The sequence below is a fragment of the Synechococcus sp. HK05 genome, assembly GCF_019104765.1.
GTDB lineage: Bacteria > Cyanobacteriota > Cyanobacteriia > PCC-6307 > Cyanobiaceae > Vulcanococcus.
This window is the reverse complement of record NZ_JAHRXJ010000002.1, coordinates 325,209-349,479: the sequence shown is the minus strand read 5'-3', so window position 1 is coordinate 349,479 and position 24,271 is coordinate 325,209. Positions and strand designations below refer to the sequence as shown.

General features: G+C 66.3%; 28 protein-coding genes. 13 read left to right on the top strand and 15 right to left on the bottom strand.

From position 1 onward, the window contains the following. Window positions 1–48 precede the first annotated feature (48 nt). Window positions 49–771 (bottom strand): GUN4 domain-containing protein, encoded by a 723-nt coding sequence (locus KUL97_RS03005; RefSeq protein ID WP_217795468.1) that lies wholly within the window; start codon window positions 769–771, stop codon window positions 49–51. An 85-nt stretch (window positions 772–856) separates the two neighbouring features. Between KUL97_RS03005 and mnmH the strand changes: the two genes are divergently transcribed. The 4 genes from mnmH to KUL97_RS02985 are packed head-to-tail and all read left to right on the top strand — an operon-like array spanning window position 857 to window position 4,379. Further along, window positions 857–1,921 (top strand): tRNA 2-selenouridine(34) synthase MnmH, encoded by a 1,065-nt coding sequence (gene mnmH, locus KUL97_RS03000; protein ID WP_217795467.1) that lies wholly within the window; start codon window positions 857–859, stop codon window positions 1,919–1,921. Window positions 1,922–1,946: 25 nt separating this feature from the next. Next, on the top strand, window positions 1,947–2,315 hold the full coding sequence (gene psb28 / locus KUL97_RS02995) for a photosystem II reaction center protein Psb28 (RefSeq protein WP_217795466.1): 369 nt from the start codon (window positions 1,947–1,949) through the stop codon (window positions 2,313–2,315). Between the two features lie 10 nt (window positions 2,316–2,325). Beyond that, entirely contained in the window at window positions 2,326–3,381 is a 1,056-nt protein-coding gene (locus tag KUL97_RS02990) for an AI-2E family transporter (RefSeq protein WP_217795465.1), read from the top strand. Next, window positions 3,378–4,379: an AI-2E family transporter gene (locus tag KUL97_RS02985; RefSeq protein WP_217795464.1), complete on the top strand. Its 1,002-nt coding sequence runs from the start codon at window positions 3,378–3,380 to the stop codon at window positions 4,377–4,379. Before KUL97_RS02990 ends, KUL97_RS02985 begins: the two co-directional genes overlap by 4 nt. Window positions 4,380–4,390: 11 nt before the next feature. Here the strand turns inward: KUL97_RS02985 and KUL97_RS02980 are convergent, their stop codons facing one another. The 7 genes from KUL97_RS02980 to rsmA form a co-directional block, all read right to left on the bottom strand. Beyond that, window positions 4,391–4,597: a hypothetical protein gene (locus KUL97_RS02980; protein ID WP_217795463.1), complete on the bottom strand. Its 207-nt coding sequence runs from the start codon at window positions 4,595–4,597 to the stop codon at window positions 4,391–4,393. Beyond that, a complete protein-coding gene (gene secF, locus KUL97_RS02975) occupies window positions 4,594–5,586 on the bottom strand; it encodes a protein translocase subunit SecF (RefSeq protein ID WP_217795462.1) in 993 nt (330 codons plus the stop codon). Before secF ends, KUL97_RS02980 begins: the two co-directional genes overlap by 4 nt. Next, window positions 5,586–7,067, bottom strand: a complete 1,482-nt coding sequence (gene secD, locus KUL97_RS02970; RefSeq protein WP_217795461.1) for a protein translocase subunit SecD — start codon at window positions 7,065–7,067, stop codon at window positions 5,586–5,588. Before secD ends, secF begins: the two co-directional genes overlap by 1 nt. A 90-nt stretch (window positions 7,068–7,157) precedes the next feature. Next, entirely contained in the window at window positions 7,158–8,141 is a 984-nt protein-coding gene (locus KUL97_RS02965) for a pyruvate dehydrogenase complex E1 component subunit beta (RefSeq protein ID WP_217795460.1), read from the bottom strand. 169 nt (window positions 8,142–8,310) lie between these two features. Continuing rightward, a complete protein-coding gene (locus KUL97_RS02960; RefSeq protein WP_368656072.1) occupies window positions 8,311–8,577 on the bottom strand; it encodes a DUF3082 domain-containing protein in 267 nt (88 codons plus the stop codon). A 119-nt stretch (window positions 8,578–8,696) separates the two neighbouring features. Further along, window positions 8,697–9,629, bottom strand: coding sequence for a 4-(cytidine 5'-diphospho)-2-C-methyl-D-erythritol kinase (gene ispE, locus KUL97_RS02955; protein WP_217795458.1), 933 nt, complete (start codon window positions 9,627–9,629; stop codon window positions 8,697–8,699). 9 nt (window positions 9,630–9,638) lie between these two features. After that, window positions 9,639–10,451 carry a 16S rRNA (adenine(1518)-N(6)/adenine(1519)-N(6))-dimethyltransferase RsmA gene (gene rsmA, locus KUL97_RS02950; protein WP_217795457.1) on the bottom strand — a complete coding sequence of 271 codons (813 nt, stop codon included), beginning with the start codon at window positions 10,449–10,451 and terminating at the stop codon, window positions 9,639–9,641. 84 nt (window positions 10,452–10,535) lie between these two features. Here rsmA and KUL97_RS02945 point away from each other — a divergent pair, with 84 nt between their 5' ends. Next, window positions 10,536–10,835 carry a hypothetical protein gene (locus tag KUL97_RS02945; protein ID WP_254896097.1) on the top strand — a complete coding sequence of 100 codons (300 nt, stop codon included), beginning with the start codon at window positions 10,536–10,538 and terminating at the stop codon, window positions 10,833–10,835. On the opposite strand, the gene KUL97_RS02940 is transcribed toward KUL97_RS02945, so the two are convergent. Both KUL97_RS02940 and KUL97_RS02935 read right to left on the bottom strand, forming a co-directional pair. Then, on the bottom strand, window positions 10,792–11,181 hold the full coding sequence (locus KUL97_RS02940) for a YraN family protein (protein WP_254896096.1): 390 nt from the start codon (window positions 11,179–11,181) through the stop codon (window positions 10,792–10,794). The two genes, KUL97_RS02945 and KUL97_RS02940, sit on opposite strands and share 44 nt — an antisense overlap. A gap of 27 nt (window positions 11,182–11,208) precedes the next feature. Next, complete coding sequence (locus KUL97_RS02935; protein ID WP_217795456.1) at window positions 11,209–11,439, bottom strand: hypothetical protein; 231 nt, start codon at window positions 11,437–11,439, stop codon at window positions 11,209–11,211. Between the two features lie 139 nt (window positions 11,440–11,578). On the opposite strand from KUL97_RS02935, the gene KUL97_RS02930 reads away from it, so the two are divergent. Both KUL97_RS02930 and KUL97_RS02925 read left to right on the top strand, forming a co-directional pair. Continuing rightward, window positions 11,579–12,064, top strand: a complete 486-nt coding sequence (locus tag KUL97_RS02930) for a pentapeptide repeat-containing protein (protein WP_217795455.1) — start codon at window positions 11,579–11,581, stop codon at window positions 12,062–12,064. A gap of 13 nt (window positions 12,065–12,077) precedes the next feature. Further along, entirely contained in the window at window positions 12,078–12,515 is a 438-nt protein-coding gene (locus KUL97_RS02925) for a hypothetical protein (RefSeq protein WP_217795454.1), read from the top strand. Window positions 12,516–12,528: 13 nt separating this feature from the next. Here KUL97_RS02925 and KUL97_RS02920 read toward each other — a convergent pair whose 3' ends face one another. After that, on the bottom strand, window positions 12,529–13,656 hold the full coding sequence (locus tag KUL97_RS02920; RefSeq protein WP_217795453.1) for a choloylglycine hydrolase family protein: 1,128 nt from the start codon (window positions 13,654–13,656) through the stop codon (window positions 12,529–12,531). 153 nt (window positions 13,657–13,809) lie between these two features. Between KUL97_RS02920 and KUL97_RS02915 the strand changes: the two genes are divergently transcribed. Both KUL97_RS02915 and KUL97_RS02910 read left to right on the top strand, forming a co-directional pair. Beyond that, complete coding sequence (locus KUL97_RS02915; protein WP_217795452.1) at window positions 13,810–14,250, top strand: translesion error-prone DNA polymerase V autoproteolytic subunit; 441 nt, start codon at window positions 13,810–13,812, stop codon at window positions 14,248–14,250. Then, on the top strand, window positions 14,243–15,520 hold the full coding sequence (locus KUL97_RS02910; RefSeq protein ID WP_217795451.1) for a Y-family DNA polymerase: 1,278 nt from the start codon (window positions 14,243–14,245) through the stop codon (window positions 15,518–15,520). The genes KUL97_RS02915 and KUL97_RS02910 overlap by 8 nt, the downstream gene beginning before the upstream one ends. 3 nt (window positions 15,521–15,523) lie before the next feature. Here the strand turns inward: KUL97_RS02910 and KUL97_RS02905 are convergent, their stop codons facing one another. Together KUL97_RS02905 and dnaG are read right to left on the bottom strand one after the other, a co-directional pair. After that, window positions 15,524–15,808: a hypothetical protein gene (locus tag KUL97_RS02905; RefSeq protein ID WP_254896095.1), complete on the bottom strand. Its 285-nt coding sequence runs from the start codon at window positions 15,806–15,808 to the stop codon at window positions 15,524–15,526. Window positions 15,809–15,842: 34 nt separating this feature from the next. Beyond that, complete coding sequence (gene dnaG / locus KUL97_RS02900) at window positions 15,843–17,954, bottom strand: DNA primase (RefSeq protein ID WP_217795450.1); 2,112 nt, start codon at window positions 17,952–17,954, stop codon at window positions 15,843–15,845. Window positions 17,955–18,000: 46 nt separating this feature from the next. On the opposite strand from dnaG, the gene KUL97_RS02895 reads away from it, so the two are divergent. After that, entirely contained in the window at window positions 18,001–18,873 is an 873-nt protein-coding gene (locus KUL97_RS02895; RefSeq protein ID WP_217795449.1) for a DMT family transporter, read from the top strand. On the opposite strand, the gene KUL97_RS02890 is transcribed toward KUL97_RS02895, so the two are convergent. Continuing rightward, entirely contained in the window at window positions 18,848–19,303 is a 456-nt protein-coding gene (locus KUL97_RS02890) for a hypothetical protein (protein ID WP_217795448.1), read from the bottom strand. The genes KUL97_RS02895 and KUL97_RS02890 overlap by 26 nt on opposite strands. Before the next feature lie 22 nt (window positions 19,304–19,325). On the opposite strand from KUL97_RS02890, the gene ruvA reads away from it, so the two are divergent. The 3 genes from ruvA (at window position 19,326) to KUL97_RS02875 (ending at window position 20,733) form a co-directional block, all read left to right on the top strand. Beyond that, entirely contained in the window at window positions 19,326–19,988 is a 663-nt protein-coding gene (ruvA, locus tag KUL97_RS02885; protein WP_217795447.1) for a Holliday junction branch migration protein RuvA, read from the top strand. Between the two features lie 61 nt (window positions 19,989–20,049). Then, on the top strand, window positions 20,050–20,319 hold the full coding sequence (rpsO, locus tag KUL97_RS02880; RefSeq protein ID WP_010307963.1) for a 30S ribosomal protein S15: 270 nt from the start codon (window positions 20,050–20,052) through the stop codon (window positions 20,317–20,319). A 3-nt stretch (window positions 20,320–20,322) separates the two neighbouring features. After that, on the top strand, window positions 20,323–20,733 hold the full coding sequence (locus KUL97_RS02875; RefSeq protein WP_217795446.1) for a PAM68 family protein: 411 nt from the start codon (window positions 20,323–20,325) through the stop codon (window positions 20,731–20,733). Here KUL97_RS02875 and KUL97_RS02870 read toward each other — a convergent pair. Then, window positions 20,708–24,244, bottom strand: coding sequence for a DNA polymerase III subunit alpha (locus tag KUL97_RS02870; protein ID WP_217795445.1), 3,537 nt, complete (start codon window positions 24,242–24,244; stop codon window positions 20,708–20,710). The two genes, KUL97_RS02875 and KUL97_RS02870, sit on opposite strands and share 26 nt — an antisense overlap. Window positions 24,245–24,271 lie beyond the last annotated feature (27 nt).

Below are 24,271 nucleotides of genomic sequence, written 5' to 3'. Positions count from 1 at the left end.
AGGCACCGCCCAGTGGTTCGAAGCTACCGCTGCAGCGGACGCGCTGATCTAGGCCGACACGCGCTGTTGCAGCCCCGGATGCGACAGCAGCGCATCCATCAGCCTCACACCCCGCAACTGGTTCACCAGGGGAAGGTGCCCCTCGGGTGCTTCCAGCGACCAGGTGAAGGCGGAGGGGTAACGGGTCCAGACGCCACCCTGCTTCCAGCCGAGCCGAGGCCAGAGCTGCTCCCAGCGGCCATTCAGGGAACGCAGCAGGCGGATCTGCACCGAAAAGCCGAAGCGACCTTGGGAATAGACCACCCAGAGGCGATCCAAACTTTCGAGATCCACCGACGCGATTGGCGGAACTTCGGAGTAATACACGTAGCCACGCTTCACCGCCGCTTCACCAGCCAGTTGACGCAAGTGTTCGCTGGTGAGCCGATCAGCCTCTTCAAAAGCCTGATCCATCAAGGCCTGCTGCAACGGGCCGTAATCAAGGCCAGCCGCACTGGTCACCGCCAACCAGCCATCGCTGTAACGCTGGCGGAAAGCCTGGCTGAGGCTGTCGTCCTCGGCCACCAACAACTGAATTAACAGGCCCGCCGCCCAGTCGTCGGCGGTGGCATCGAGGCGATCGATCTGTTCCGGGATGAGCGGCCGGAGCTCAGCCGCGCGCTGCTGCACCTGGCTGAGCAGGCTGCGGCGCTGGCGCGGATTGGCCGCCAGAAAACGCTCCAGCAACTGGTCGGCACGAACCGTTGTGGTGACGGGGGGTCCGGAAAGCATGTAGAGGGATCAGACCTGCCAGGGGCCAGCGTTGGCCCACTATGTCAGGCATGGCCGGGCCGGGGCGGGTTTGTTGATGGTGGGGATGGAACGGAACCGCCAACCGGTGGAACGGTTTCTGGGTGGCAGGGGCCCGGTGGTGGATGTGCGGGCACCAGCCGAGTTTGCCCAGGGTCATATTCCCGGAGCCCGCAACCTGCCGCTGTTCAGCGACGACGAACGTGCTGCCGTCGGCACCACCTACAAGCAACAGGGCCGCCAGGCGGCGGTGCAGCTGGGGCTTGAACTGGTGGGACCCCGGCTCGGGGAGCTAGGCCGCCAGCTGAAGGCCCTGGCCGCGGAAAGCGATGGAGAGCCGCTGCGGCTGCACTGCTGGCGTGGCGGCATGCGCTCCGAAAGCATGGCCTGGCTGGCAACCCAGCTGGATCTCTCTGTGCTGCTGCTGGAGGGTGGCTACAAAGCCTTCCGCCGCTGGGTGCTGGAGCGCTTCGAGTGCAGCTGGCCGATCCATTTGATGGGGGGACGCACCGGCAGCGGCAAAACCGATCTCTTGCTCGCCCTGGCCAATCGGCAGGCGGCCGTGGTGGATCTGGAGGGGTTAGCCCACCACCGCGGCAGCAGCTTCGGCAGCCTCGGGATGCCGCCCCAGCCCAGCACCGAGCACTACGAAAACCGCATTGCCATCACCCTTGAAGGGCTGCGGGAGGCGGAACAGATCTGGGTGGAGGCCGAGAGCGCGCAGGTGGGCCGCTGCCGCATTCCCGCAGGGCTCTGGCGCCAGATGCAGGCCGCGCCACTGCTGGAAATTCGCCGGCCGCTGGAGGAACGGCTGGAGCAGCTGGTGGCGGTGTACGGCGTTCAAGACCCCAGCGCCCTGCGCGAGGCGACCGAACGCATCGCCCGGCGGCTGGGGCCCCAACGCACCAGCGCCGCCCTGGCGGCCATTGCCGAGCAGCAGTGGGGAGAGGCCGCGCGCCAAATGCTCGATTACTACGACCGCTGCTACGACCACGAATTGGAACGGCATGGCGGCTCCAATCAGCACCAACTGCTGGGGCATGTGGATCTATCGGGACTGAGTGCCGATGCCGCCGCCGACCAGCTGATCAGCCGTGGTGTGATCAAGGCCCAAGGCCGGAACGCTGCCTAGGATCAGGGTTTGCTGGGTTCGATCGATGGCCGCTATTCAGTTCTTCCGCGGTGTCGACGAGCCGGTTGTTCCTGATATCCGCATGACCCGCTCCCGCGACGGGCGCACAGGTCAGGCCATTTTTGTGTTCGATCAGCCCGAAGCCCTCTCCCCCGAAAGCATGGGCGACATCGGCGGGATGTACATGGTGGATGAGGAAGGCCAGCTGGTCACCCGGGAGGTGAACGCCAAGTTTGTGAACGGCAAGCCGGCAGCCCTGGAGGCCACCTACACCTGGAAAACCCCCGAAGATTTCGAGCGTTTCATGCGCTTTGCGCAGCGCTACGCCGACAGCCACGACCTCGGCTTCTCGCAGAAAGACAGCGCTGGCGACAACCCCGAAACCGCCGAGTGAGCCGAGTGCCATGCGATTCGGCCAGGCACTCGGTCTGATCGCAACAGCGGCTGCAGCGCTGTTGCTGTGGTCGCTGCGGCATGTGGTGATTCAGCTGTTCACGGCCGTGGTGCTCGCCATGGCGTTGTGCACGCTGGTGGGGGTGGTGCGTGAACGGTTGCGCTGCAGCCGCCCCCTGGCGCTGCTGCTGAGTCTGCTGGGCTTGCTGCTGGTGGTGGCGGTTGCCTTGGCCGCTGTGGTGCCGCCGTTTGTGGAGCAGTTCCAGCAGCTGGTGCTGCAGTTGCCCATGGCCGCCGACCGTGCCGGGGCACTGCTGCGGGATCTCATGGATGTGAGCAGCCGCATGCTCTACGGCCAGCAGGCCCTCGATTGGCTCCAGCAGAGCTGGGGCGAGAGCCGCTCGAACAATGAGGCCCTGGGGCAGGGTCTGCAAAACCTTCTCGGCCTGGCGGGAAATCTGGGGGGTGGGCTGATCCAGCTGCTGTTTGTGCTGGCGGTGGCGCTGATGATTGCCGTACAGCCCACCGCCTACCGCGAGGTGGCTGTGTTGCTGGCCCCCTCCTTTTATCGGCGCCGCCTGCGGGAGGTGCTGCTGCAATGCGGCGACGCCCTCAGCAGCTGGATGGGCGGCGTGCTGATCAGCTCGCTGTGTGTGGCCCTGCTGGCGGGCATCGGCCTCTCGCTGCTGGGGGTGAAATTGGTGGTGGCCAATGCGCTGCTGGCCGGGCTGCTGAATGTGATCCCCAACGTGGGGCCCACCTTGAGCACCGTGTTCCCGATGTCGGTGGCGCTGCTGGTGTCGCCCTGGAAAGCCCTGGCAGTGCTGGGGCTCTATGTGCTGATCCAAAACCTCGAGAGCTATCTGATCACCCCATCGGTGATGCAGCACCAGGTGAAGCTGCTGCCCGGTCTCACCCTGGCGGCGCAGTTTGTGTTCACGGTGCTGTTTGGGCCGCTCGGCCTGTTTCTGGCGTTGCCCCTTGCTGTGTGCCTGCAGGTGGTGATTCGTGAGGTGTTGATCCACGATGTGCTCGATCCCTGGCAACGCCAGCGCCTCTCACCATGACCCTGCGCGGCCTGATCGGTTTGCTGGCCCTCGTGGTGCTGGGGCTGTTGGCCTGGGAACTGCGCTGGGTGCTGCTGGTGCTCTTCGGTGCCGTGGTGCTGGCGGTGGCCCTGGATGTGCCCGTGAGCTGGCTGCGGCGATTCACGCCGATGAACCGCCCCCAGGCCCTGGCCGTGGTGGTGGTGCTGTTGCTGCTGGGGGGCTGGCAACTGGGTGAAGTGCTGTTGCCCGAGCTCATTGAGCAGGTGAAACAGTTCACCCAGTTGGTCCCGGCTCTGCTGAGCCGGGTGGGGGAACTGGTGGGCGGGGTGGCGATGCTGGAAAGCCTGGAGGGCCGCGTGGCCGAGCTGGCCACCTTCGACAAGCTGCAACCCCTCGGCGGGCAGCTGCTCGGTTTTGCAGGCGGTGCTGCCAACGGCACGATTCAGCTGCTGCTGATGGTGCTGCTGGCCCTGCTGCTGGTGCTGGATCCCCGCAGCCACCAACGCTTGGTGCTGGCAGCCACCCCCGCCCACTACCGCAGCCTGGCCGGGGAACTGCTCAGCGCCTGCCGCCAAGCCTTGGGGGGGTGGCTGGCGGGGATGACGATCTCGGCCAGCGCGGTGTTTCTGCTCACCTGGGCTGGCCTGGCGGCGCTCAAGGTGCCGCTGGCCCTGTTGAGCGGCCTGGTGTGCGGCCTACTCACGTTTGTGCCCACCATCGGCCCCACCGTGGCCACGCTCTTGCCCCTGGCCGTGGCGCTGTTGGTGTCGCCAGCGCTGGCCTTGCAGGTGTTGATCCTGCGGCTGGTGCTGCAAAACGCAGAAGCCTTCCTGCTCACCCCGCTGCTGCTCAGCCGCACGGTGAACCTGCTGCCCACGGTGGCGCTGATGGCTCAGTTGAGCCTTGGCGCCTTGCTCGGACTCCCGGGCGTGCTGCTGGCCTTACCGCTGGTGGTGGTGTTGCAGGTGCTCTCCCAGCGGGTGCTGGTGGAGCAGATCATGGATCGCTGGGTGTAAGCGCGGCGAGCTCAGCGGGAACGCTGGAACAACCAGGGCGCGCACAGCAACACCACCAGGGCCAGGGGATGGTGGCGGGGAATTTCCACCAGGCTGCTGAAGGTGAAGTGATCCAGCAGGAGCTGCAGCTCCGTGCGCAGATCCAGCAGAGCGAGAAGCACCAGCAGCAGCGGGATCAGCGGCAGTGGCCGGCGCGGAGGGCGCCCTGCATCCCTCATCGACGCGCCAGGAGTGGCAGCAGGGTGGGTGCGATGCCAATGCTCGACCAGCTGCCCACGCCGATGCCCACGGTGAGCGCCACGGCGAACCAGAAGAGGCTGCCGCCACCAAACAGCAACAGGGCGATCAACGGCAGCAGGGTGGTGAAGGAGGTGTAGAGCGAGCGGGTGAGGGTGGCATCCACCGCCAGATCCACCTGGTCGGAGAGCCCCAGCTCGCGATACTCGCGCCGTTGCTCGCGGATTCGATCAAACACCACCACGGTGTCGTTCACCGAATAACCGGCCACGGTGATCAGAGCCACGGCAAAGAGTGAATCCACTTCCACACCACGCAGCAAACCCAACCAGGCGAAGACGCCGCAGGTGATCAACACGTCGTGGGCCAGGCAGAGCAGAGCTAAACCGGCATAGATACCGTCGTAGCGGAAGCTGATGTAGGCCGCGATCAAGGCAAAGCTCACCAGCAACGACACGGCACTGCTGCGCAGCAGCTGGCCTCCGAGAGACGGTCCGATGGTGTTCACCGACAACTGCGCCGGATTCACCGCACCGATCAGCGGGGTGAGGCCATCAATCAACGCCTGGGTTTGCTCGGGCTCCAAATCCGGCAAGCGCAGCTCGAGCGAGCGACCGCCATCCAGCACCTGCACGCGAGCACTGCTGAGCCGAGGCGGCTCCGCACCAGCCACCGGCGGTAAGGAGATGTCTGCCAATCGTTGTTGCACGGCATCCGCCGTAAGCGCGGCGCAATCAGCGCCCGTGCAGCTGCGCTCAATCTGCAGCTGGGTGCCACCGGTGAAATCAAGCCCGGGGCGCAGGGGGGCAGCGATGCGGGGATTGCTCCAGCAGAGGGCCATGCCCACGAGGCTGAGCAGAACCGCCAGCCCCGACACGAGCCAGCCCTGGCGGCGAATGCGCGTGATCCGAAAACGTGGCTCAGCCATGGCGGAGGCAGCCATCTGGGGAGCGGGGGTACTGGCGGTCATCAGGAAGCGCTCCCGGGCAGCTGGGCAGCGGGCAGAAAGAACGTGGGGCGGCGCAAACCGGAGTACCCCATCAGCAGGCGCAACAGGGTGCGGGTGCAGCTCAGGGCAGTGAACAGGCTCAGCACCAGGCCGATGCCGAGCGTGAGCGCGAAGCCCTTCACCAATCCCGTGCCCAAGGCAAACAGCGCCGCACAGCTGATCAGGCCGGTGACATGCCCATCGAGGATCGAGGAGAAGGCGAGGGAGAAGCCGGCATCAATGGAGCGGATCAAGCTGTTACCGCGCCGGAGCTCCTCCTTCACCCGCTCAAAGATCAGCACGTTGGCATCCACAGCGATGCCGATCGAGAGGATGAATCCCGCGATCCCCGGCAGGGTGAGGGTTACGGGAATCAGGGCGTAGAGCGCGAGGTTGAACAGGGCATAGAGCGCCAGCGCCACCACCGCCACAAAGCCCGGCAGGCGATACATCACCACCATGAACACAGCCACCAGCGCGAGGCCGAACAGGCCTGCGGAGAGGCTGCGCTGAACATTTTCAGCCCCAAGCGTGGCGCCGATCGTGCGCTGCTCGATCACTTTCACCGGTAGCGGAAGCGAACCACCGCGCAACTGCACCTCGAGATCGCGGGCTTCTTCCGCGCTGAAGTTGCCGGTGATGCTGGCGGCGCCACCGGTGATGCCGGCGGGCTTGAACTCGGGCCCCACGCTGGCCTCGCTGATGGAGCGGCCATCGAGCACGATCCCAAGCAGCCGGCCTGTGCCGGCGATGCCCTGGGTGAGCTCAGCAAACTTGCGCCCACCCTCACTGGTGAAGGCGAGCGTCACGTCCCAGCCGCTGCCAGTTTGCTGTTGCTGGCGACCGGCACTGGTGAGGTCTTTACCGGTGAGTTGTGGTGGTTCGTAGAGGGCGACGATGCGCTGATTCACCTCCGCCAGCAGCAGCTCCAGCTGATCGGTTTCGCTGCTGCCGGGGGGCACCTTCACCCCCAGCTGATCGAGGGCCTTGGCGAGCTCTTCAGTTTTGATCTCAGGCTGCTGATCGCCAGCGGCCTGCTGGGCCCGGCTCTGATTGAGCACCGCCACCGCCTGGCGCTTGAGCTTCAAGAGCCCCGTCATCTCCTCTTCGGTGCCGGGTTTCTGGGCCCGGAATTCGAGCAGGGCGGTGGTACCCAGCACCTTGGCGGCACGGCTGGGGTCCTGCTCACCTGGGAGCTGGAGCACCAATTGATCGTCGCCCACGCTCTGAAGCGTGGATTCCGCCACACCGAGGCCGTTGATGCGGCGATCGAGCACATCCTTCACCGCCTCGAGCTGTTCGCCCTTCACCTGCTTGATCGCACCGGCAGGCAACACCTGCAGGGTGAGCTGGCTACCGCCTCTGAGGTCGAGGCCCAACTGCAGCGGGAAGCTGGCCAACACGGCTCCAGCCGCGATCGCCAGAGCCAGGATCAGGGCAAACCACCCCTGTTGACGCGCCATCGGTGTTTGAGGGGTCGGTGTTGTGAGGGAAACGGGGGTGAGGGTCGGCGGTGTGGAACCGGGGCCTGACCCCTGCCGCCGACCCGCCGATCAGACCTGGCCGCTCTTGAGCGCCTTGGCCGCTTCCACGATCTGATGGGGCTGAATGATCGTGAGGTTTTCGAGGGTGCCGTTGTACGGGGTGGGGATGTCCTGGGAGGACAAGCGCACCGGACGGCAATCGAGATCATCGAAGCACTGCTCGGTGATCAAGGCCATCAGCTCGGCGCCGATGCCACCGGTTTTCATGCACTCCTCCACGATCAGCACCTTGTGGGTCTTGCGGATCGAACGGGAGATGGTCTCCATGTCGAAGGGCTTGAGGCTGATCAGATCGATCAGTTCCACGCTCACGCCGTCTTTCTCCAGCTGCTCCACCGCCTTGAGGCAGTGGTGGCGCATGCGCGAGTAGGTGAGGATCGTCACGTCGGAGCCCTCCTTCACCAGATCGGCCTGGTCGAGGGCGCAGGTGTAATCGCCGGAAGGGATGTCCTCGGAGAGGTTGTAGAGCAGCACGTGCTCAAAGAAGAGCACGGGGTTGTTGTCGCGGATGGCGGCCTTCATCAGGCCCTTGGCGTTGGTGGGGGTGCTCACCGCCACGATCTTGATGCCGGGCACCGCATGGAAGTAGGCCTCGAGGCGCTGGCTGTGCTCAGCGCCGAGCTGCCGGCCCACACCGCCAGGCCCACGCACCACAGCCGGAATGGTGTAGTTGCCGCCGCTGGTGTAGCGGAGCATCCCCATGTTGTTGGAGATCTGGTTGAACGCGAGCAGCAGGAAGCCCATGTTCATGCCCTCCACGATCGGGCGCAGGCCCGTCATCGCGGCGCCCACGGCCATGCCGGTGAAGGCGTTCTCAGCGATCGGGGTGTCCAGCACCCGCAGTTCGCCGTATTTGTCGTAGAGGTCTTTGGTGACCTTGTAGGAGCCGCCGTACTGGCCCACGTCTTCCCCCATCACGCACACGTGGGGATCGCGAGCCATCTCTTCATCGATGGCTTCGCGCAGGGCGTTGAACAGCAGGGTCTCAGCCACAGCGGAGCACTCAGTCCGGCTCAGGCCGGTCGCTGCGCCAACTTATCTCAGCCGCCTGCGGCAAAGGTCACGAGCAGCAGCACCGACAGCAACATGCCGGGCGAGAGGAGCAGCACCAGCAGCTGCAGATCATGGGCTGTCATCGGCCGCGAGACGACGCCCTCCCAGGCTAGGGAGTTTGTTCCGCTTCGCTCCAACCCGGCATCAAGCTGCGCAGGAATGTGAAAAACAGGCCCAGACCCACGAAGGCGAAGGTGAAGGTGGCCAGAAAGCTCATGCCCACGATCAGCGTTTTCATAAACACGGCGATGCTCTGGGCAAAGCGCACGTCGTAGTGGGGGGGATGCTCGGCGTAGTAGCCCACGATCCGCTGCGCCAGCTGCAGCGCCAGCCAGCCAAACCCAAAGCTGGTGAGCGAGCCACTCAGAAAGCTGATCGGCCCCTTGCGTTGGCGCTTGGGGGCCGTGGCATCGGGAGTGGCCGGTGCGTCGGGTGTGGCGTCAGGCGTGGCGGCGGCGGCGGGCTTCTCGCTCACGGGGTTGGCGGGATGAGGCGTCAGCCCAGGGTGGCACCGGAGCCGGTGCAGCGGCACACCCAGGCCTCAAACCCGGCGGCCTCAAGCTGCGGCTGCAGCTGATCACGGGCGGCTTCGGCACAACCGACCTCGGCAAACAGCGCGAACAGGCTGGGGCCCGAGCCGCTCATCGCCACCACCAGGGCATCGCCGGCCTGGCGCAGCAGGGCCAAGCCGTCGCGCACGCTGGCCACCTCCGGCTCCACCACCGCCTGGAGGTCGTTGCGCAGGGGTGCCAGGGGGCGCTGGCCGGCCAGGGCCTCCAGCAGCGGGCCCTGCCGCAGGGCCTGGCGGCGCTGCTCGAAATCAGATTCACGGCTCAGATAAAAATCGCCGCGCTGGTCGCGGCAGCGGCCATAGGCCCAGGGCGTGGACACGCTCGCCTCGGGATGCTTGATCAGCAGCACGCCCAGGGCTGGGGGAGCCGCCAGAGCGGCCGGCTCGAGCACTTCGCCGCGCCCGAAGCAGAGCTGGGTGCCGCCATCGATGCAGAAGGGCATATCGGAGCCCAGCTGAGCCGCCATCTCCAGCAGTTGCGCATGGCTGAAGCCACAACCCCACAGGGCGTTGAGCCCCACCAAAGCAGCCGCGCCATCGCTCGAGCCGCCCGCCAGACCCGCACCAATGGGAATGCGTTTATCCAGCTCAATCGATGCCCCCAGCTCCGGCAGCCCCACCCGGGCCTTGAGCAGCTCGGCTGCCTTCACAATCAGGTTGCTGCCATCGGTGGGCAGATCGCTGCGTTGGCAGCTGAGGCTGATGCGGCCATCGGCCGTGGGCCGCAGACGCAGCTGATCGGCGAGATCGAGCGTTTGCATCACCATCGCCAGCTCGTGGAAGCCATCGGGCCGCAGCCCCAGCACCTCCAGATGCAGGTTGATTTTGGCGGGGGCGCTGACCAGCAGCTCAGCCATGCGTGGGGTTCAGGCGGTGAGCCGATTCAAGCCCGCCGCCAACGCCACCCAACACTCCGGCGCCACCTCCTGGGGCCGCTGCTCCAAGCCAATCCCGGCTTCAGCGGTGAGGCCTGCCAGCTGATCGGGCGGCTGCAACCCGGCCAGGGTGTTGCGCAACATCTTGCGGCGGGCAGCAAAACAGCGGCGCAGCAGAGTTTCCACGGTGCGGGCCAGAGCGGGATCCAGCTGCTGATCCACCGGCAGCGGATCGATCGCCACCACCTCGCTCATCACCTTCGGCGGTGGTTGAAAACAGCGGGGCGGCACCTGGCACACCGTGCTGCACCGGGCCAGCAGCTGCATGCGCACGCTCAAGGCTGAGTAGGCGCTGCTGCCGGGCCTGGCGCGAATGCGCTCCCCCACCTCCTGTTGCATCAGCAGCACCAGGCGCCGATAGGGCTGCGGCACAGGGCGATCGAGCCGCCCTACCAGCCGCTCCAGCAGGGGCCCTGTGATGTTGTACGGGATGTTGGCTACCACGATCCCGGCCTCCGGCAGCGGCACCGCCAGCACATCCCCAGGCGTGAGTTCAAAGCGGGGATCGCCACCAAAGCGCTCCTGCAACCCCTCCACCAGATCGCGATCCAGCTCCACGGCCCGCACCGCCGCCGCGGGAGAAGCCAGCAACCGCTCCGTGAGGGCGCCACGCCCAGGCCCCACCTCCAACACGGTGTCGGCGGCCCGCAAGTCTGCCGCCGCCAGGATCTGATCCAACACCCGCTCATCCTTGAGCCAATGCTGACCAAAGCGTTTGCGGGTGCGGTGGGCCGCGAAGGTCATCGATCGGTGCGCCACAGAGCCTGCTTCCAGATTGCTCCCTGGCCGGCAGCCGCCAACGGGGTTAAACACAAGACCATCCACCCCATGCCGATGCGCCACCTCGCCGTCTCCAGCTGGCTCGCCGCAGTGCCAGCCGCCGCAGCGCTCGTGCTGGCCTGTGCCCCTCAAGCCCAGGCCGGATCGATCACCGCCGAATCGATGTGGAACAAGAAAAACGCGATCGAACGTGCCGAAGAACAACTGCCGGCCAATGCCACCGTGACCAACACGCACTGCACCGTTGTGAACGTGACCATCGGCAATTACCGCTACATCTGCACCGTCGACTACACCACCACCCCTACGCCCCCAGCCAACAGCGAATCCAGCGCACCGGCTCCTTAGCCGGCGGTTGCGGTACCAAGGCCAGCACCAGCTCCAGGCTGCAGTGTTGATAGCGGGGATGAGCCGCCAGCCAACAGCGATAGGCGCAGCTCAGGCGAGCCCGCTTGCGCGCCGTGAAGCTGGCCAGGCCCCAGCCGTCCCGCCCGGATCGCACGCGGCTTTTCACCTCCACCAGCAGCAGCCGCTGCGGCTTATGGAGCAGCAGATCAAGTTCCCCCCAGCGGCAGCGCCACTGCTGATCCAGCAGCTGCCAGCCGGCTGCCCGCAACAGGCGCAGGGCCCGCTGTTCGGCCCAATTGCCGCGCCGCTGGCTCACGCTGATCGCCATCGCTGCCGATGCCCCCATCAAGCCTGAGCATTCCCCTGCAGCAGCTCACTCGCCGGGCAGCTGCCCCCGCAGGGCCCGCAAGCAGTATTTGCAGCCGCCGGTGGTCACCAGGTGGCGCTCCGGTGTGATCGAAATCCACCGCACCGGATGCTCCTTGCAGCGGATCTTGATCGGCGTTTTGAAGCTCTTGTAAACGATGGCGCTGTAGTCGTAGCGATCCCCGAAGCGGGATCGGGCCCGAGCCAGGAAGGTGTCTTGGTCGATCGGATTGCCCATCGCGAACGCTCGCAGTTCGATTCGGCGACAAGGGGCTGCATCGATCGATGCAGTGAGGCGGAGATTAGGAGAAGCCCTCCAAAGCGTTGGTGGTGATCGCGACAGGCTGCCTAGGGTTGGCCGACCCGATCCCGATCCGATGGGCCGCCTGCTGCGACCGCTGTTCTCGCTCCTGCTGCTACCTCTGGCCCTGCTGCTGGCGGCCCCCACGGCCCAGGCGGCCATGGATGTGGCCAAGCAGGTGCTGATCGGCCACGACTTCGCCGGCATGGATCTGCGCGGCGCCACCTTCAACCTCACCAACCTGCGGGAGGCGGATTTCCACGGCTCCGACCTGCGCGGCGCCAGTCTGTTTGGAGCGAAGCTCCAAGACGCCAACCTCTCCGGCGCCGACCTCACCGACGCCACCCTCGACTCGGCGGTGCTCGACGGCACCGACCTGCGCAACGCCGTGCTCGAAAACGCCTTCGCCTTCAACACCCGCTTCAACAACGTGCTGATCGAAGGGGCCGATTTCAGCAACGTTCCCTTCCGGGGCGATGTGCTGAAAACCCTCTGCGCCAGCGCCAGCGGCACCAACCCCGTGACCGGCCGCAACACCCGCGACACCCTCGAGTGCAGCTGAGGAGAGCCACCCCATGAGCTTTGACGCCCGCAGCCTTGAGCGCCTGCAGCAGCTGGGCCGCAGCCTGCCCAAACCGCTACCCAAGCCGGAAGCGGAGCCAACACCTCCCCCAGCCAGCCAACAGCGCCACCGGGTGGAAACGGAAACCGACCCCCAGGCCCTGTTCCGCGAGCTGATGCAGGTGAGCCCCGATGGCAACGTGCCGCCGCATCTGATGGATCGACTGCGCCAGGCGGAGGCTGATCAGCAGCGCCAACGCCAGGCAGAGCAACGTCGCGAACTCCAACGGCAGAACCCCCAGGGCCCCGCGGCCCCTGGCGGCCTGCAGCCGCGCGGCGCCAGCAACGAACTGCGCCCCAACCGCCAGCGGCGCCCTGCCGCCAACAGCGAGGAGCTGGAGCTTTACACCGCCTTCCAGCAACTGCTGCTGGAAGGCGACGAGGAGGACTGAATCGGGCGATGCTTCAGGGCTGGAGCACCGTGATCTGCGTGGGCTGGTTGAGCGGCATCACCTTGATCGCACCGCCATCGAGGGGCAGCTGATCGAAATTGAGACTGCGCAGCCCAGGGTTGTCGTAGGTCTGGATGTAGTACACCAGGTTTTTCTGATCGGCCGCCACGCTCCACTCCGTGATCTCGTAGGTGGTGCTGGAACCGGCGCCACCGAAAGCGCCACCGGCCGGCAACATCACGCTGCCGGGCGGTAGATCGAACTGGCCCAGGATGCGGAAGGCGGTGCCCACCTGCTGCTGGGTGGTGAGGTTGGTGGGCGCGAAGCGGCTGAGGGTGAGCGCGCGGATGAAGCGGGAGGTGGCGAGGAAATCACCCGGCAGGCCGTGCAAGCCGGCGCCGGTGCTGGCAGGCGGCAGCTTGAGGCCATTCACGTTCATCTCCGCCGGTGGCATCGCGCTGAGATTGGCGTAGTTACCCGCGGCTGCCAGGTGATAGGGGAACGGCGGATCGTTGGTGTACGTGCCGGTGGGGTTATCCATCATGGTGAGCTCACCGTTGATGTATTCCACCGAGAGGCTTTTGCCACTGCGGTCGTGCAGGGTCATGTGAATCGGCAGCGGCCCACCGAAGGCCGGCACGCTGGCGCCGTTCACCAGAACCTTCGGCAAACCGCGCTTCACCTCCTCCACCGTGGCGAAGTTGGTGAGCACGTAGGTGAGCAGCTGGGCGCTGTTGATCGAGCGCTGGGTCTGCCCCGCCGGCACGGCTTGAAACTTGGCGTAGCCGGCGAAATAGAGAAGGCCACCGGCGAGGCCCTTCTCGTTCATGCCATCGGGAACGATGTCCTTGAGGCCAAGGGCATTGAGGCCCACCACGGCATAGCGGCTGGTCCAGGCCAGGCCATTGCCGATTTTTCCATCGGGGCCGTTGCCGCGCAGTGGTGTGCCGCGCTGGATCAGCACCGCCTGGCTGTTGAGCGGCTGACCGAACTCCATCGTGCGCGCGTAAACGCGGCCACCATCGGAACCCTTGAGCACAAAGCTGGTGCAGGCCTGAGCCGGCAGCCCCTGTCCGCCGAGAAGCCCCACGGCCGCGAGCACCCCGAGGGCGCGCCGGCGCCATGCCGTTGCCTTGGCCATCCGCTCTCCGTGATTGCGATCTGCCGCGAAGTCTGACGAGCAGCGCGGATCCCGGCTACCCGAGACCCGACAGCGAAACGATGGGGCGAGAGCAGGGGAGGCGCAGACAAGTACAGATGAACTAGCCTGCGCGGAAGCTCGCCGGGTGCGCCTGTGTCACTCCTGTTGATCGGTGGCCTGCGCGGCCTGCGGCGCCCTCTACGGCTTCCCCTGGCCAGCTGCACCGTGGCCGCCGGCTTCCCCAGCCCCGCCGACGACTACATCGATGTGGGCATCGACCTCAACGAAGCCCTGATCCGCCACCCCAGCAGCACCTTTTTCCTGCGGGTGAGCGGCGATTCGATGATCGAGGCCGGCATCCAGCACGGTGATCTGCTGCTGGTCGACCGCAGCCTCGAGCCACGTCCCGGCCTGATCGTGGTGGCGGTGCTCGATGGCGCCTTCACCCTCAAACGCCTGGTGCGCCACCACGGCCGGCTGCGGCTGGAAGCGGCCAACAGCGCCTATCCGCCCCTGGAGCTGCATCACTGCGGCGACGTGCAGATCTGGGGCGTGGCGATCCACGTGATCCACACCCTCACGCGCCATGGCTGATGTGCTGGCGCTGATCGACGCCAACAACTTCTACGCCTCCTGCGAGCAGGCCTTCGAACCGGACCTGATCGGCCGGCCGGTGGTGGTGCTCTCCAACAACGACGGCTGCGTGGTGTCGCGCAGCAGCGAAGCGCGGCAGCTGGGAATCGCCATGGGCAAGCCCTATTTCCAGATCGCCGGGCAGCTGGCCAGCCACGGCGTGGTGGTGCGCAGCTCCAATTACGCCCTCTACGGCGACATGAGCCAGCGGCTGATGAGCAGCCTCGAGCCGTTTGTGGCGGAGCTGGAGATCTATTCCATCGATGAGGCCTTCGCCCGGCTGCCGCGCCCACGGCACGGCGACCTCAGCACCTGGGCCGCGGAGCTGCGCAGCCGCATCCGCCACAACCTGGGTCTGCCGATCGCCATCGGCCTGGCCTCCAGCAAGGTGCTGGCCAAACTCGCCAACCGCATCGCCAAGGGGGATCGGCGCCATGCGGGCGTGTTCGACCTGGGCCGCGAAGCCAACCCCGATCCCTGGCTGGAGCTCACCCCCGTGGAAGAGATCTGGGGGGTGGGCCGCCAGCTGGGCCGCTGGTGCCGGCTGCGGGGCATCGCCAATGCCCGCCAGCTGCGCGACATGGCCAGCGGCGAGCTGCGGGCCAAGGCTGGCGTGGTGGGCCTGCGGCTCCAGCTGGAGCTGCAGGGGGTGAGCTGCCTGCCCCTGGAGCAGGGGCCGAGCGCCAAGCGCGAAACCTGCGTGAGCCGCAGCTTCAGCCGGGCGATCGTCAGCGAAGACGAACTGCGCCAGGCCGTCGCCACCTACGTGGTGCGAGCTGCCGAGAAACTGCGCCGCCAGCAGCAGTGCAGCGGCCGGCTCACGGTGTTTGCCCGCACCAGCCCCTTCAGCCCCGGCTTCTACAGCCAGGCCGCCAGCACCGCCCTGGCGGTGGCCAGCAACGACACCGCCGCCCTGCTGCAGGCCGCCCTGCCGCTGGTGGCGGTGATCTACCGGCCCCACAAACGCTTTGCCAAAGCCGGGGTGCTGCTGCAGGAGCTGCAAAGCCAGGACCAGCTGCAACACCACCTGCTGGCACCGCTGCCGGAGCCGGAACAGCAGCGACGAGCGGCCCTGATGCAGAGCATCGATGGGCTCAATCGCCGCTACGGCCGAGGCACGGTGCAGTGGGCCGCCTGCGGCCTTGCACCCGGCTGGATGATGCGGCGCGAACAGCTCTCGCGCGCCGCCACCACCCGGCTCAACGATCTGCCCACGGCCTGGGCTCGCTAACGATCAAGGCTGCCCGTATTTCTGCAAGCTCTGCTTGCTGCAGAAGGTTTTGGCCTGTTCGATCGTCTGGCGCTTACCCACCTGCTCCACCACGCAGTTGCAGGTGTCAGCCACCATGCCGTCGGGCGGTGTTTTGCCAGCCTTCTGGAAGTCGTCGGCCATGGCCTCCGAGCACTTCTTGAAGATGATCTGGTCGATCATGCTGGCCTGGGCAGGAGCGGCCAGGACGGAGGCAGCGCTGGCAACCAGGCAGGCGCCGATCAAGCGGCGGATGGGGAAAGAAGGCATCCCTGTGTCTTACCAGAGCTGAGGCGCCAGACGCTCAGGCTGTGAGCGAATCCGCTTGCTCCTGCAGCACATCTTCAAAGCCAGCGCGGCGCTGCTGATCGAGGTGGGCGATGTGCTGGCGCTCGTTGTAATAGAGCTCCTGAAAGCGCAGAGCATCGCCGTTGAGATCGGCGAACATCGCCTCGATGCGCGCTTCCATATCCAGGGCGACGGGCTGCAGCGGCTGATCGGCAGCTGGCTCCGCTGGGGCGGCCTGGCCCTCCTCCAACAGGCGGGCGATGCAACGCTCCAGGGTTTCGAGGCGCTGGGAGCTCCAGGCATTGAGCAGGTGGCGGCAGCGCTTGAGGCTGCGCTGCCGCTCCAGCGACGCCGTGGCCCCCCGCAACTGCAACAGGGGGTTGGCCAACGCAAGGCGCTGCACATCGGTGGGCTCGAGCAGCGGCGTGAGCCGGGTGAGCAGATCCGACGGGCTCTCGGCATCGCTCAGCAACAGCTGATCGGAGAGCAACCGCGGCAGCTCCAGATCCGCCAGCTCCATCCCGGGATCGCTGCCTCGGTTGATCGCCTCCAGCCGACCCACGCCGAGGTTGTCCTCCTCGAGGGAGCTGATCGCCGCCCAGAGCTGGCGGTGGTGGGCGAGGGCGAAATCATCGAGCTCGCGGCGGCGCAGTTCGGCGCGGATCGTGCCCCGGTGCGTGGGGCAGTGCAGATACAGCCGCAAGAGCTCGGCTTCGGCCCGCTCCCGCAGGCCCGCCTCACCGGGCTGCTCCCAGCGCTGGGAGCGGCCGTGCCAGCGCTGGCCTTTCACCTGCTGGCGCAGGTCGTCTTCAAGCTGCAGGGCCAGGCGTGCCTGTCCGCCGCTGAGCCGCTCGGCCACCTGTTGGAGGTAGCGGGAGCGCACGGCGCTGGCGGGCAGCTTGCCCAGCAGCACCACCAGCTCGCTCACCGACTGCTGGAACTGATCGGAGCGGGCCAGGTCACGGCCCTCCAGCACCTGATCGATCTGCCAATCGAGCCAAAGCGGTGCCTGATCCAGCAGGGAGCGGTACTCGCCGGCGCCGTGCTCCTTGAGGAACTCGTCGGGGTCTTTACCGGCAGGCAGATGCAGCACCCGCAGCTCCAGCTGACCCTGCAGCGCCAGCTGCTCCACCTCACCGATGGCCCGCTGGGCGGCGCGCACCCCGGCGCGATCGGTGTCGAAGTTGAGGATCAGGCGCTTGCCATCGCAGCAGCGGCAGAGCTGGGTGATCTGCTGGCTGCTAAGAGCCGTGCCAAGGGCCGCCACGGCGTTGGTGATGCCGGCGGCGTGCAGGGCAATCACATCGAAATAACCCTCCACCACCACCGCGCGGTCGTCCTTGCGGATGGCGTTCACCGCCTTGTCGAGGCCGAAGAGGTGCTTGCCCTTCTCAAACACCTCCGTTTCCGGGGAGTTCAGATACTTCGGTTCGCCGCCATCGAGGCTGCGGCCACCAAAGCCGATGATCCGGCCTTGGCGATCACAGATCGGCACCATCACGCGATGGCGGAAGCGGTCGTAGAACCCATCGCCACCGCGGCGCGGCACCACCAGGCCCGCGGCCTCCAGCAGCTCGGGGGTGTAGCCCTCCACCTGTTGCAGGTGGCTGAGCAAGCCATCCCAACGCTCCGGCGCATAGCCGAGGCCGAAGCTCTCCAGGGTGGTTTCGCTCAGCCCCCGCTGCTCGCGCAGATAGGCGAGGGCGGAAGCACCTTCTGGGCTGCGCAGCTGGCTGCGAAACCATCCGGCAGCCAGGGCCAGCACCTTATGCAGCTGATCGCGGCGCGACAGCTGCTGCCGCAACCGCTCCTGCTGCGGCCCCTCCAGGGTTTCCACTGGCAGCTGGTATTTGCGCGCCAGCTCCAGCACCACATCGCTGAAACTCTGGCGCTGCAGTTCCATCAGGAACTTGATCGCGTTGCCGCCGGCCCCGCAGGAGAAGCAGTAGTAGAACTGCTTGGCCGGCGACACCGTCATCGACGGCGATTTGTCGTCGTGGAACGGACAGACCCCGACGAACTCGCGGCCCTTCTTCTTGAGCACCACGTGCTCACCCACCACATCAACGATGTCAGCGCGTTCCTTAACGGCCTCGATCGTGCGGGGATGGAGGCGAGGGGCTGACACGCTGCGCGCTCGGGTGCGGCTTCAGGATGGCAGGGCCGCCCTGTGGATGCTGTCCAGCGCCGTCAGTTTCAGCCTGATGGGGGTGTGCGTGAAGGCCGTGGGCGGCCGGATCCCCGTGGCGGAGGTGGTGCTGGCCCGCTCGGCCATCAGCCTGCTGCTCAGCATCGCGATGCTGCGTCAAGCCGGGTTGAGCCCCTGGGGCCAGCGGCGGGGCCTGCTGGTGTTACGCGGTGTGATCGGCACCGGGGCCTTGCTCTGCGTGTTTGCCGCCCTGGCCCAACTGCCCCTGGCGCCGGCCACGGTGCTCCAGTATCTGCAGCCCACCTTCACGGCGCTGCTGGCCTGGCTGCTGCTGCGGGAGCGGGTGGGGCCGCGGGTGCTGTTGGCGGCATTGCTGGGCTGGTTGGCGGTGGTGCTGCTGAGCAATCCGAGCGAATTGATGGGATTGCTGGGCCCGATCGCCAGCGGCTGGTTGGAGAGCACCGCCACGCCTCTGCCCCTGGCTGGGGTGCTGCTGGCGATCGGCGGCGCCCTGCTCTCGGCCTGTGCCTACGTGAGTGTGCGCGCCCTTGGGCGCACCGAACACCCCCTGGTGATCGTGTTCTATTTCCCGCTGGTGGGCTTGGTGCTCACCACTCCACTGGTGCTGCTGCAACCGGTGTGGCCGACGGCCTGGGAGGCCCTGGCCCTGGTGGGTGTCGGGCTGTTCACCCAGCTAGGGCAGCTGGGGGTCACCAATGGATTGCTGGGTCTCCCGGCAGCGCGGGCCACGGCCCTGAGCTACGGGCAAGTGCCCCTGGCGGCCCTATGGGGCTGGTGGTTCTTTGGCGAGGCGCTTGACCCCGACACGGCCCTCGCCATGGGGCTGGTGCTGGTGGCCACGCTGCTGAGCCTCAGGCGATCGGCAAAGGATCGATGATCCAGTCTTGGGTGGTGCCATCGCTGCTGCCGCTGGGCCTTGCCAAACGCCAGCTCTGACCGCGTTCGCCCCGTTGCAGATACAGATCGAAGGCGCTGTCAACGCGGATCGGATCACCCGGAAGGCGCCAATCGAAACGACCGGTGAGATGCAGCCCCTTGCTGCCACCGATCGTGAGGGGCTGCTGGGATTCGACCCGCACCCGGCTCACCTGGGGCATGCCCTCGGCGCTGCTGAGCTGCAGCGCATCCGCAATCGAGCGCTGGGTGAGATCAATCTGCAGGCCCAGGGCTGAGAGCAACACTTTCTGGGAGGGTTGAGCGCCGCCGCAGGCACTCAGCGTGAGGCTGAGCAGCACGCAAAGGCACAGCGCCACAACCCGGCGCAGCGCCACCAGCAGCGGGAACGGGGTTGTCGGAGCGGGCAGCATGGGGAGCAACAACGGTGTTCCCATGATCGGCTGGCTGCAAGGGCAACTCGCCGATCGGTGGCAACAGGCCAGCCGCTGCGGCCTCCTGCTGGTGTGCGGCGGAGTGGGCTACGAGGTGCAGATGCCGAGGCGCCAGTGGGAACGCCTGGGGGAGATCGGCAGTGCCCTCAGCCTGCACATCCATCAAGTGATCCGGGAAGACGCTTGGACCCTCTACGGCTTTGCCAGCCGCGCTGAGCGCGATCTCTTCCGGGAATTGGTGGCCGTGAGCGGCGTGGGTCCGCAGATGGCGCTGGGCCTGTTGGGCCAGTTGAGTTGCGAAGAGCTGGTGCGCGCCATCGTGCAGGCGGACCTGCGCCTGCTGACGCAGGCACCAGGGGTGGGCAAGCGCACGGCGGAGCGCCTGGCCGTGGAGCTGCGCACCCGACTGCAGGAGCGCTACGGCAGCACCGCCAACCCGGACGAGACCGCCGACCTCGCCCTGCCGGCCAGCAGCGGCGCGGAAGCCCTGCCGGGAGCGGTGCGCGACGAGCTGAACCTCACCCTCACGGCCCTTGGATACGAGGCCCTCGAGATCAACCGCGCCTTGCGAGCGGTGGCCACCACTGACCAGGATCTGGGGCCAGAAGCAGATGCCTGGCTGCGGGAGTGCCTGCGCTGGCTCTCCCGCAGCCAGGCGGCCTGAGATTGGGGTGACCACGAGGCGGTAAGTTGGATGTTTGCACCGTCAGGGCCAGACGCCGCGCATGTCGCTCGACACCACCAAGAAGCAGGAACTGATCAACGCTCATCAGACCCACGGCACCGACACCGGTTCTGTTGAGGTTCAGGTGGCCATGCTGAGCGAGCGCATCAGCAAGCTGAGCGGACACCTGCAAAACAACATCCACGATTTCTCGTCGCGGCAGGGTCTGCTGAAGATGATCGGTCGCCGCAAGCGCCTGCTCAGCTACCTGCGCAGCAACAGCGAGCAGCGCTACATCGCTCTGATCCAGAAGCTCGGCATCCGCGGCTGATCGATGGCAGGTAAGGGGAACAACCGCACCCGCTCCGGCGGCGGCGGTCTAGGACCACAACCCCCTGCCAGCCTGAACAGAACCAAAGCCAAGCCTCAGCAAACCATCCCCGATTACGTGGCCAATCGCATGGCCCGGCGGGTGGCGGTGGCGACCGGGATCCCCAGCTTTCTCGGGATGTCCACCTTTGTGGCGAGTTACCTGCTGGTGAGCAAAGGCGTGTTGGATATCCCCCCTGGCGTCACCTTGGTGACATCCGGGGGATTTTTTCTGTTGGGGTTGGTGGGGCTGAGCTATGGCGTGCTCTCGGCCAGCTGGGAGCCGGGCGCCGGCAGCCTGCTCGGCTTTGAGCAGATCGGCCTGAACATCGGCCGGCTGCGCAGCTCGATCAAGCGGCCACCAGCGGCGAGCTGAGGCGAGCCCGGAAGGCCTGGGCCGTAAGGCTGCTGAGCGCAGCCTCGCTATCGCGCACGCAGAACTGATGGCCAAGCCGCACAAAGCGGGTCTGCCCGTGGTGCCGCACCATCGCCACCACGGGCACCCGCACACCGGCCTCGTCCTTATCGGTGCGGTGCTGGTTGAGGCACTCGCGCAGCTTGTGCTGCACGGCGATATCGCAGGCCTCACTGCCTTCGAGCTCCACCAGCAGCACCTTGAGCTCATCGATCACGCGGCAGTCATCCACGATCAGCTGCACCTGCTCGTCGCGCCGGTCCACCGAGGCCCAGATCAGCAGGCGCGCATCCACCATCAGGAAATCGGCGAGGCGGGCGTAGGTCTTCGGGAACACCACAGCCTCACAGCTGCCGCTGAGATCTTCCAGCTGGAGCACCGCCATGCGATCGCCCTTGCGGGTGGTCACCGGCCGCAGGCCCGCCACCATGCCCACCACGCTCACGCGTGTCTTGTCGGCCTGCTCCTCGAGGCTGCCCAGGCCCACCGGTGAGAGCAGCTGCACCGGGCGAGTGAGCTGCTTGAGCGGGTGATCGGAGAGGTAGAAGCCCACCAGCTCCTTCTCCAGCCGCAGCTTCTCGGTGGGGGGGTAGTCGGGCACAGGAGGCGCCTTGGGGGCGGTGCTGAGGTCGCCACCGGCCACGGCCGCGTCGGCACTGGCATCACCGCCGCCGCCCAGCAGATCAAACAGGTTGCCCTGGCCGCTGGCGCGGTCGCGGGCGCGGGAGCTGGCCCAGTCGACGATCAAATCGAGATCGGCCATCAGCTGGGCCCGGTTGGCCTGGGGCTCCAGCGCATCGAGGGCGCCGCAATGGATCAGCGATTCGAGCGAGCGGCGATTGAGCGTGGTGCCGGGGATTCGGTCGCACAGGTCGGCCAGGGAACGGAAAGGGCCATCGGCGCTGCGGGCCTCCAGCAAGGCGCGGATGGCGCCATCACCGAGGTTGCGCACGGCCGAGAGGCCAAACAGGATCCGCTCGCCAACGGGCGTGAAGTCGATCCCCGATGCATTCACATCCGGTGGCATCACCTCGATGCCCATGGCGTTGCAATTGGAGATGTAGCGCTGCACCTTGTCGGTGGTGCCGGCATTCACCGTGAGCAGCGCCGCCATGTAGGCCACTGGGTAGTGGGCCTTGAGGTAGGCGGTTTGGTAGGTCACCGCGCCGTAGGCGGTGGAATGGCTCTTGTTGAAGCAGTATTCGGCGAACAGCACCATCTGCTCGAACAACGCCTCGGCGATCTTCGGGTCAACGCCGCGTTCGGTGGCGCCCTTCACGAAGATGCTCTGGTGCTTCTCCATTTCGCTCTTTTTCTTCTTGCCCATCGCCCGCCGCAGCAGATCGGCTTCCCCAAGCGAATAGCCGGCCAGATCCTGCGCGATGCGCATGATCTGCTCCTGGTACACCATGATCCCGTAGGTCTCCTGCAGGATCGGCTCCAGCTTGGCGTGGGCGAAATCGATCGCCTCACGGCCGTGCTTGCGGTTGATGAACTTGGGAATCAGGCCGGCATCGAGCGGACCCGGCCGGTAGAGCGCCAGGATCGACGAGATGTCTTCCAGCGATGAGGGCTTGAGATCGCGCACGATCTGGCGCATGCCACTCGATTCGAGCTGGAAGATGCCTTCAAGATCACCGCGGGCCAGCAGGCCGTAGGTGCCGGGATCATCCAGAGGCAGGGCGTCGGGATCCACCTTTTCACCGGTGCTCTGCTCCACCAGATCGATCGTCTTATCGATCATGGTGAGGTTCTTGAGGCCGAGGAAGTCCATCTTCAGGAGTCCCATCGACTCCACATCTTCCATGAAGTATTGGGTGATCACCTGGCCATCATTGTTGCGCTGCAGGGGCACCACCTCATCGAGGGGATCCGCGGCGATCACCACACCGGCGGCATGCACACCGAAGGTTTTGTTGGTGCCTTCGATGCGCATCGCCATGTCCACCCAGCGCTTCACCGCCGGGTCGCTTTGATATTTCTCGCGGAACTCCGGCGCCGGTGATTCCTCGCCGATCATCTCCTTGAGCTTGGCGGGCTTACCGCGCACCACCGGAATCAACTTGGCCAGACGGTCGGCATCGCCATAGGGGATATCGAGCACGCGGGCCACATCCTTGAGCACCGCCTTGGAGGTCATCCGGTTGAAGGTGATGATCTGCGCCACCTTCTCCTCGCCGTAGCGGCGGGTCACGTAGTCGATCACCTCACCACGGCGCTCGATGCAGAAGTCGGTGTCGATATCCGGCATTGACTTGCGTTCCGGGTTGAGGAAGCGCTCAAACAGCAACCCGTTCGTGACCGGATCGATGTTGGTGATCCCCAGGGCGTAAGCCACCAGCGAGCCGGCGGCCGAACCACGGCCGGGGCCCACGGGGATGCCGTTTTCACGGGCGAAGCGGATGTAGTCCCACACCACCAGGAAGTAGGTGGGGAAGCCCATCTGCTCCATCACCTGCAGCTCGAAGGTGAGGCGCTCGCCATACTCCGCCGTGAAAGCGGCATCCTCCGGCAGCTGCAGGCGGGCGCGGAGCCCCTGCTCGCTCACCTCGCGCAGATAGCTCACCGGCGTGTGCCCCTCCGGGATCGGGAAGCGGGGCATCTGATAGCGGCCGAGGATGTCGTAGTCCTCCACCTTCTCGGCCACCCGAGCCGTGTTCGCCACGGCCTCGGCCACCACCTCGGGCTCCAGGTGATCGGCGAACAGGCCGAGCATCTCCTGCTCACCTTTGATGTATTCGGTGCCCGTGTAACGCAGGCGCTTCTCGTCGGTGACGAGCTTGCCCGTGAGGATGCAGAGCAGCGCGTCGTGGGCTTCGGCGTCGTTGCTGGTGAGGTAATGGGCGTCGTTGGTGGCGATCAGCGGGATGCCCAGCTCGCGCGAGATCCGCACCATCTCCACGTTCACGATCCGGTCTTCCGGGGAGCCGTGGTCCTGGATCTCCAGGTAGAAGTCGTCGCCGAACACGCCCTGGTACCAGGCGGCCACCTCCCGAGCCACATCCGGGCGGCCCCGCAGGATCGCCTGGGAGAGCTCGCCACCGAGGCAGGCGGTGGCCACGATCAAGCCTTCGCTGTGCTTCTCGAGCGTGGGCTTGTCGATGCAGGCGCGCGAAAAAATGCCGCGCCCGCGCATGCCGCGCAGGTGGCTGATGCTGGTGAGCTTCACCAGGTTGCGATACCCCACCGCGTTCTTGGCCAGCACCACCAGGTGGTAGCGGCGCTCCTTCTTCGGGGGATTGGGGTCATCAAGCGAGCCGTTGATGACATACATCTCGTTGCCGATGATCGGCTTCACCGAGGTGCCCTTGCACAGCTTGAGCAGCTCGATCGCGCCGTACATCACGCCGTGATCGGTGAGCGCCAGAGCAGGCATCCCGAGTTCTTCGGCCCGCTTCACCATCGCCGGCAGCTGACTGGCCCCATCGAGGAGGCTGTAGTCGCTGTGGTTGTGAAGCGGGACAAAAGCCACAGGCGAGGCCACAGGGCGGTGCAGTAG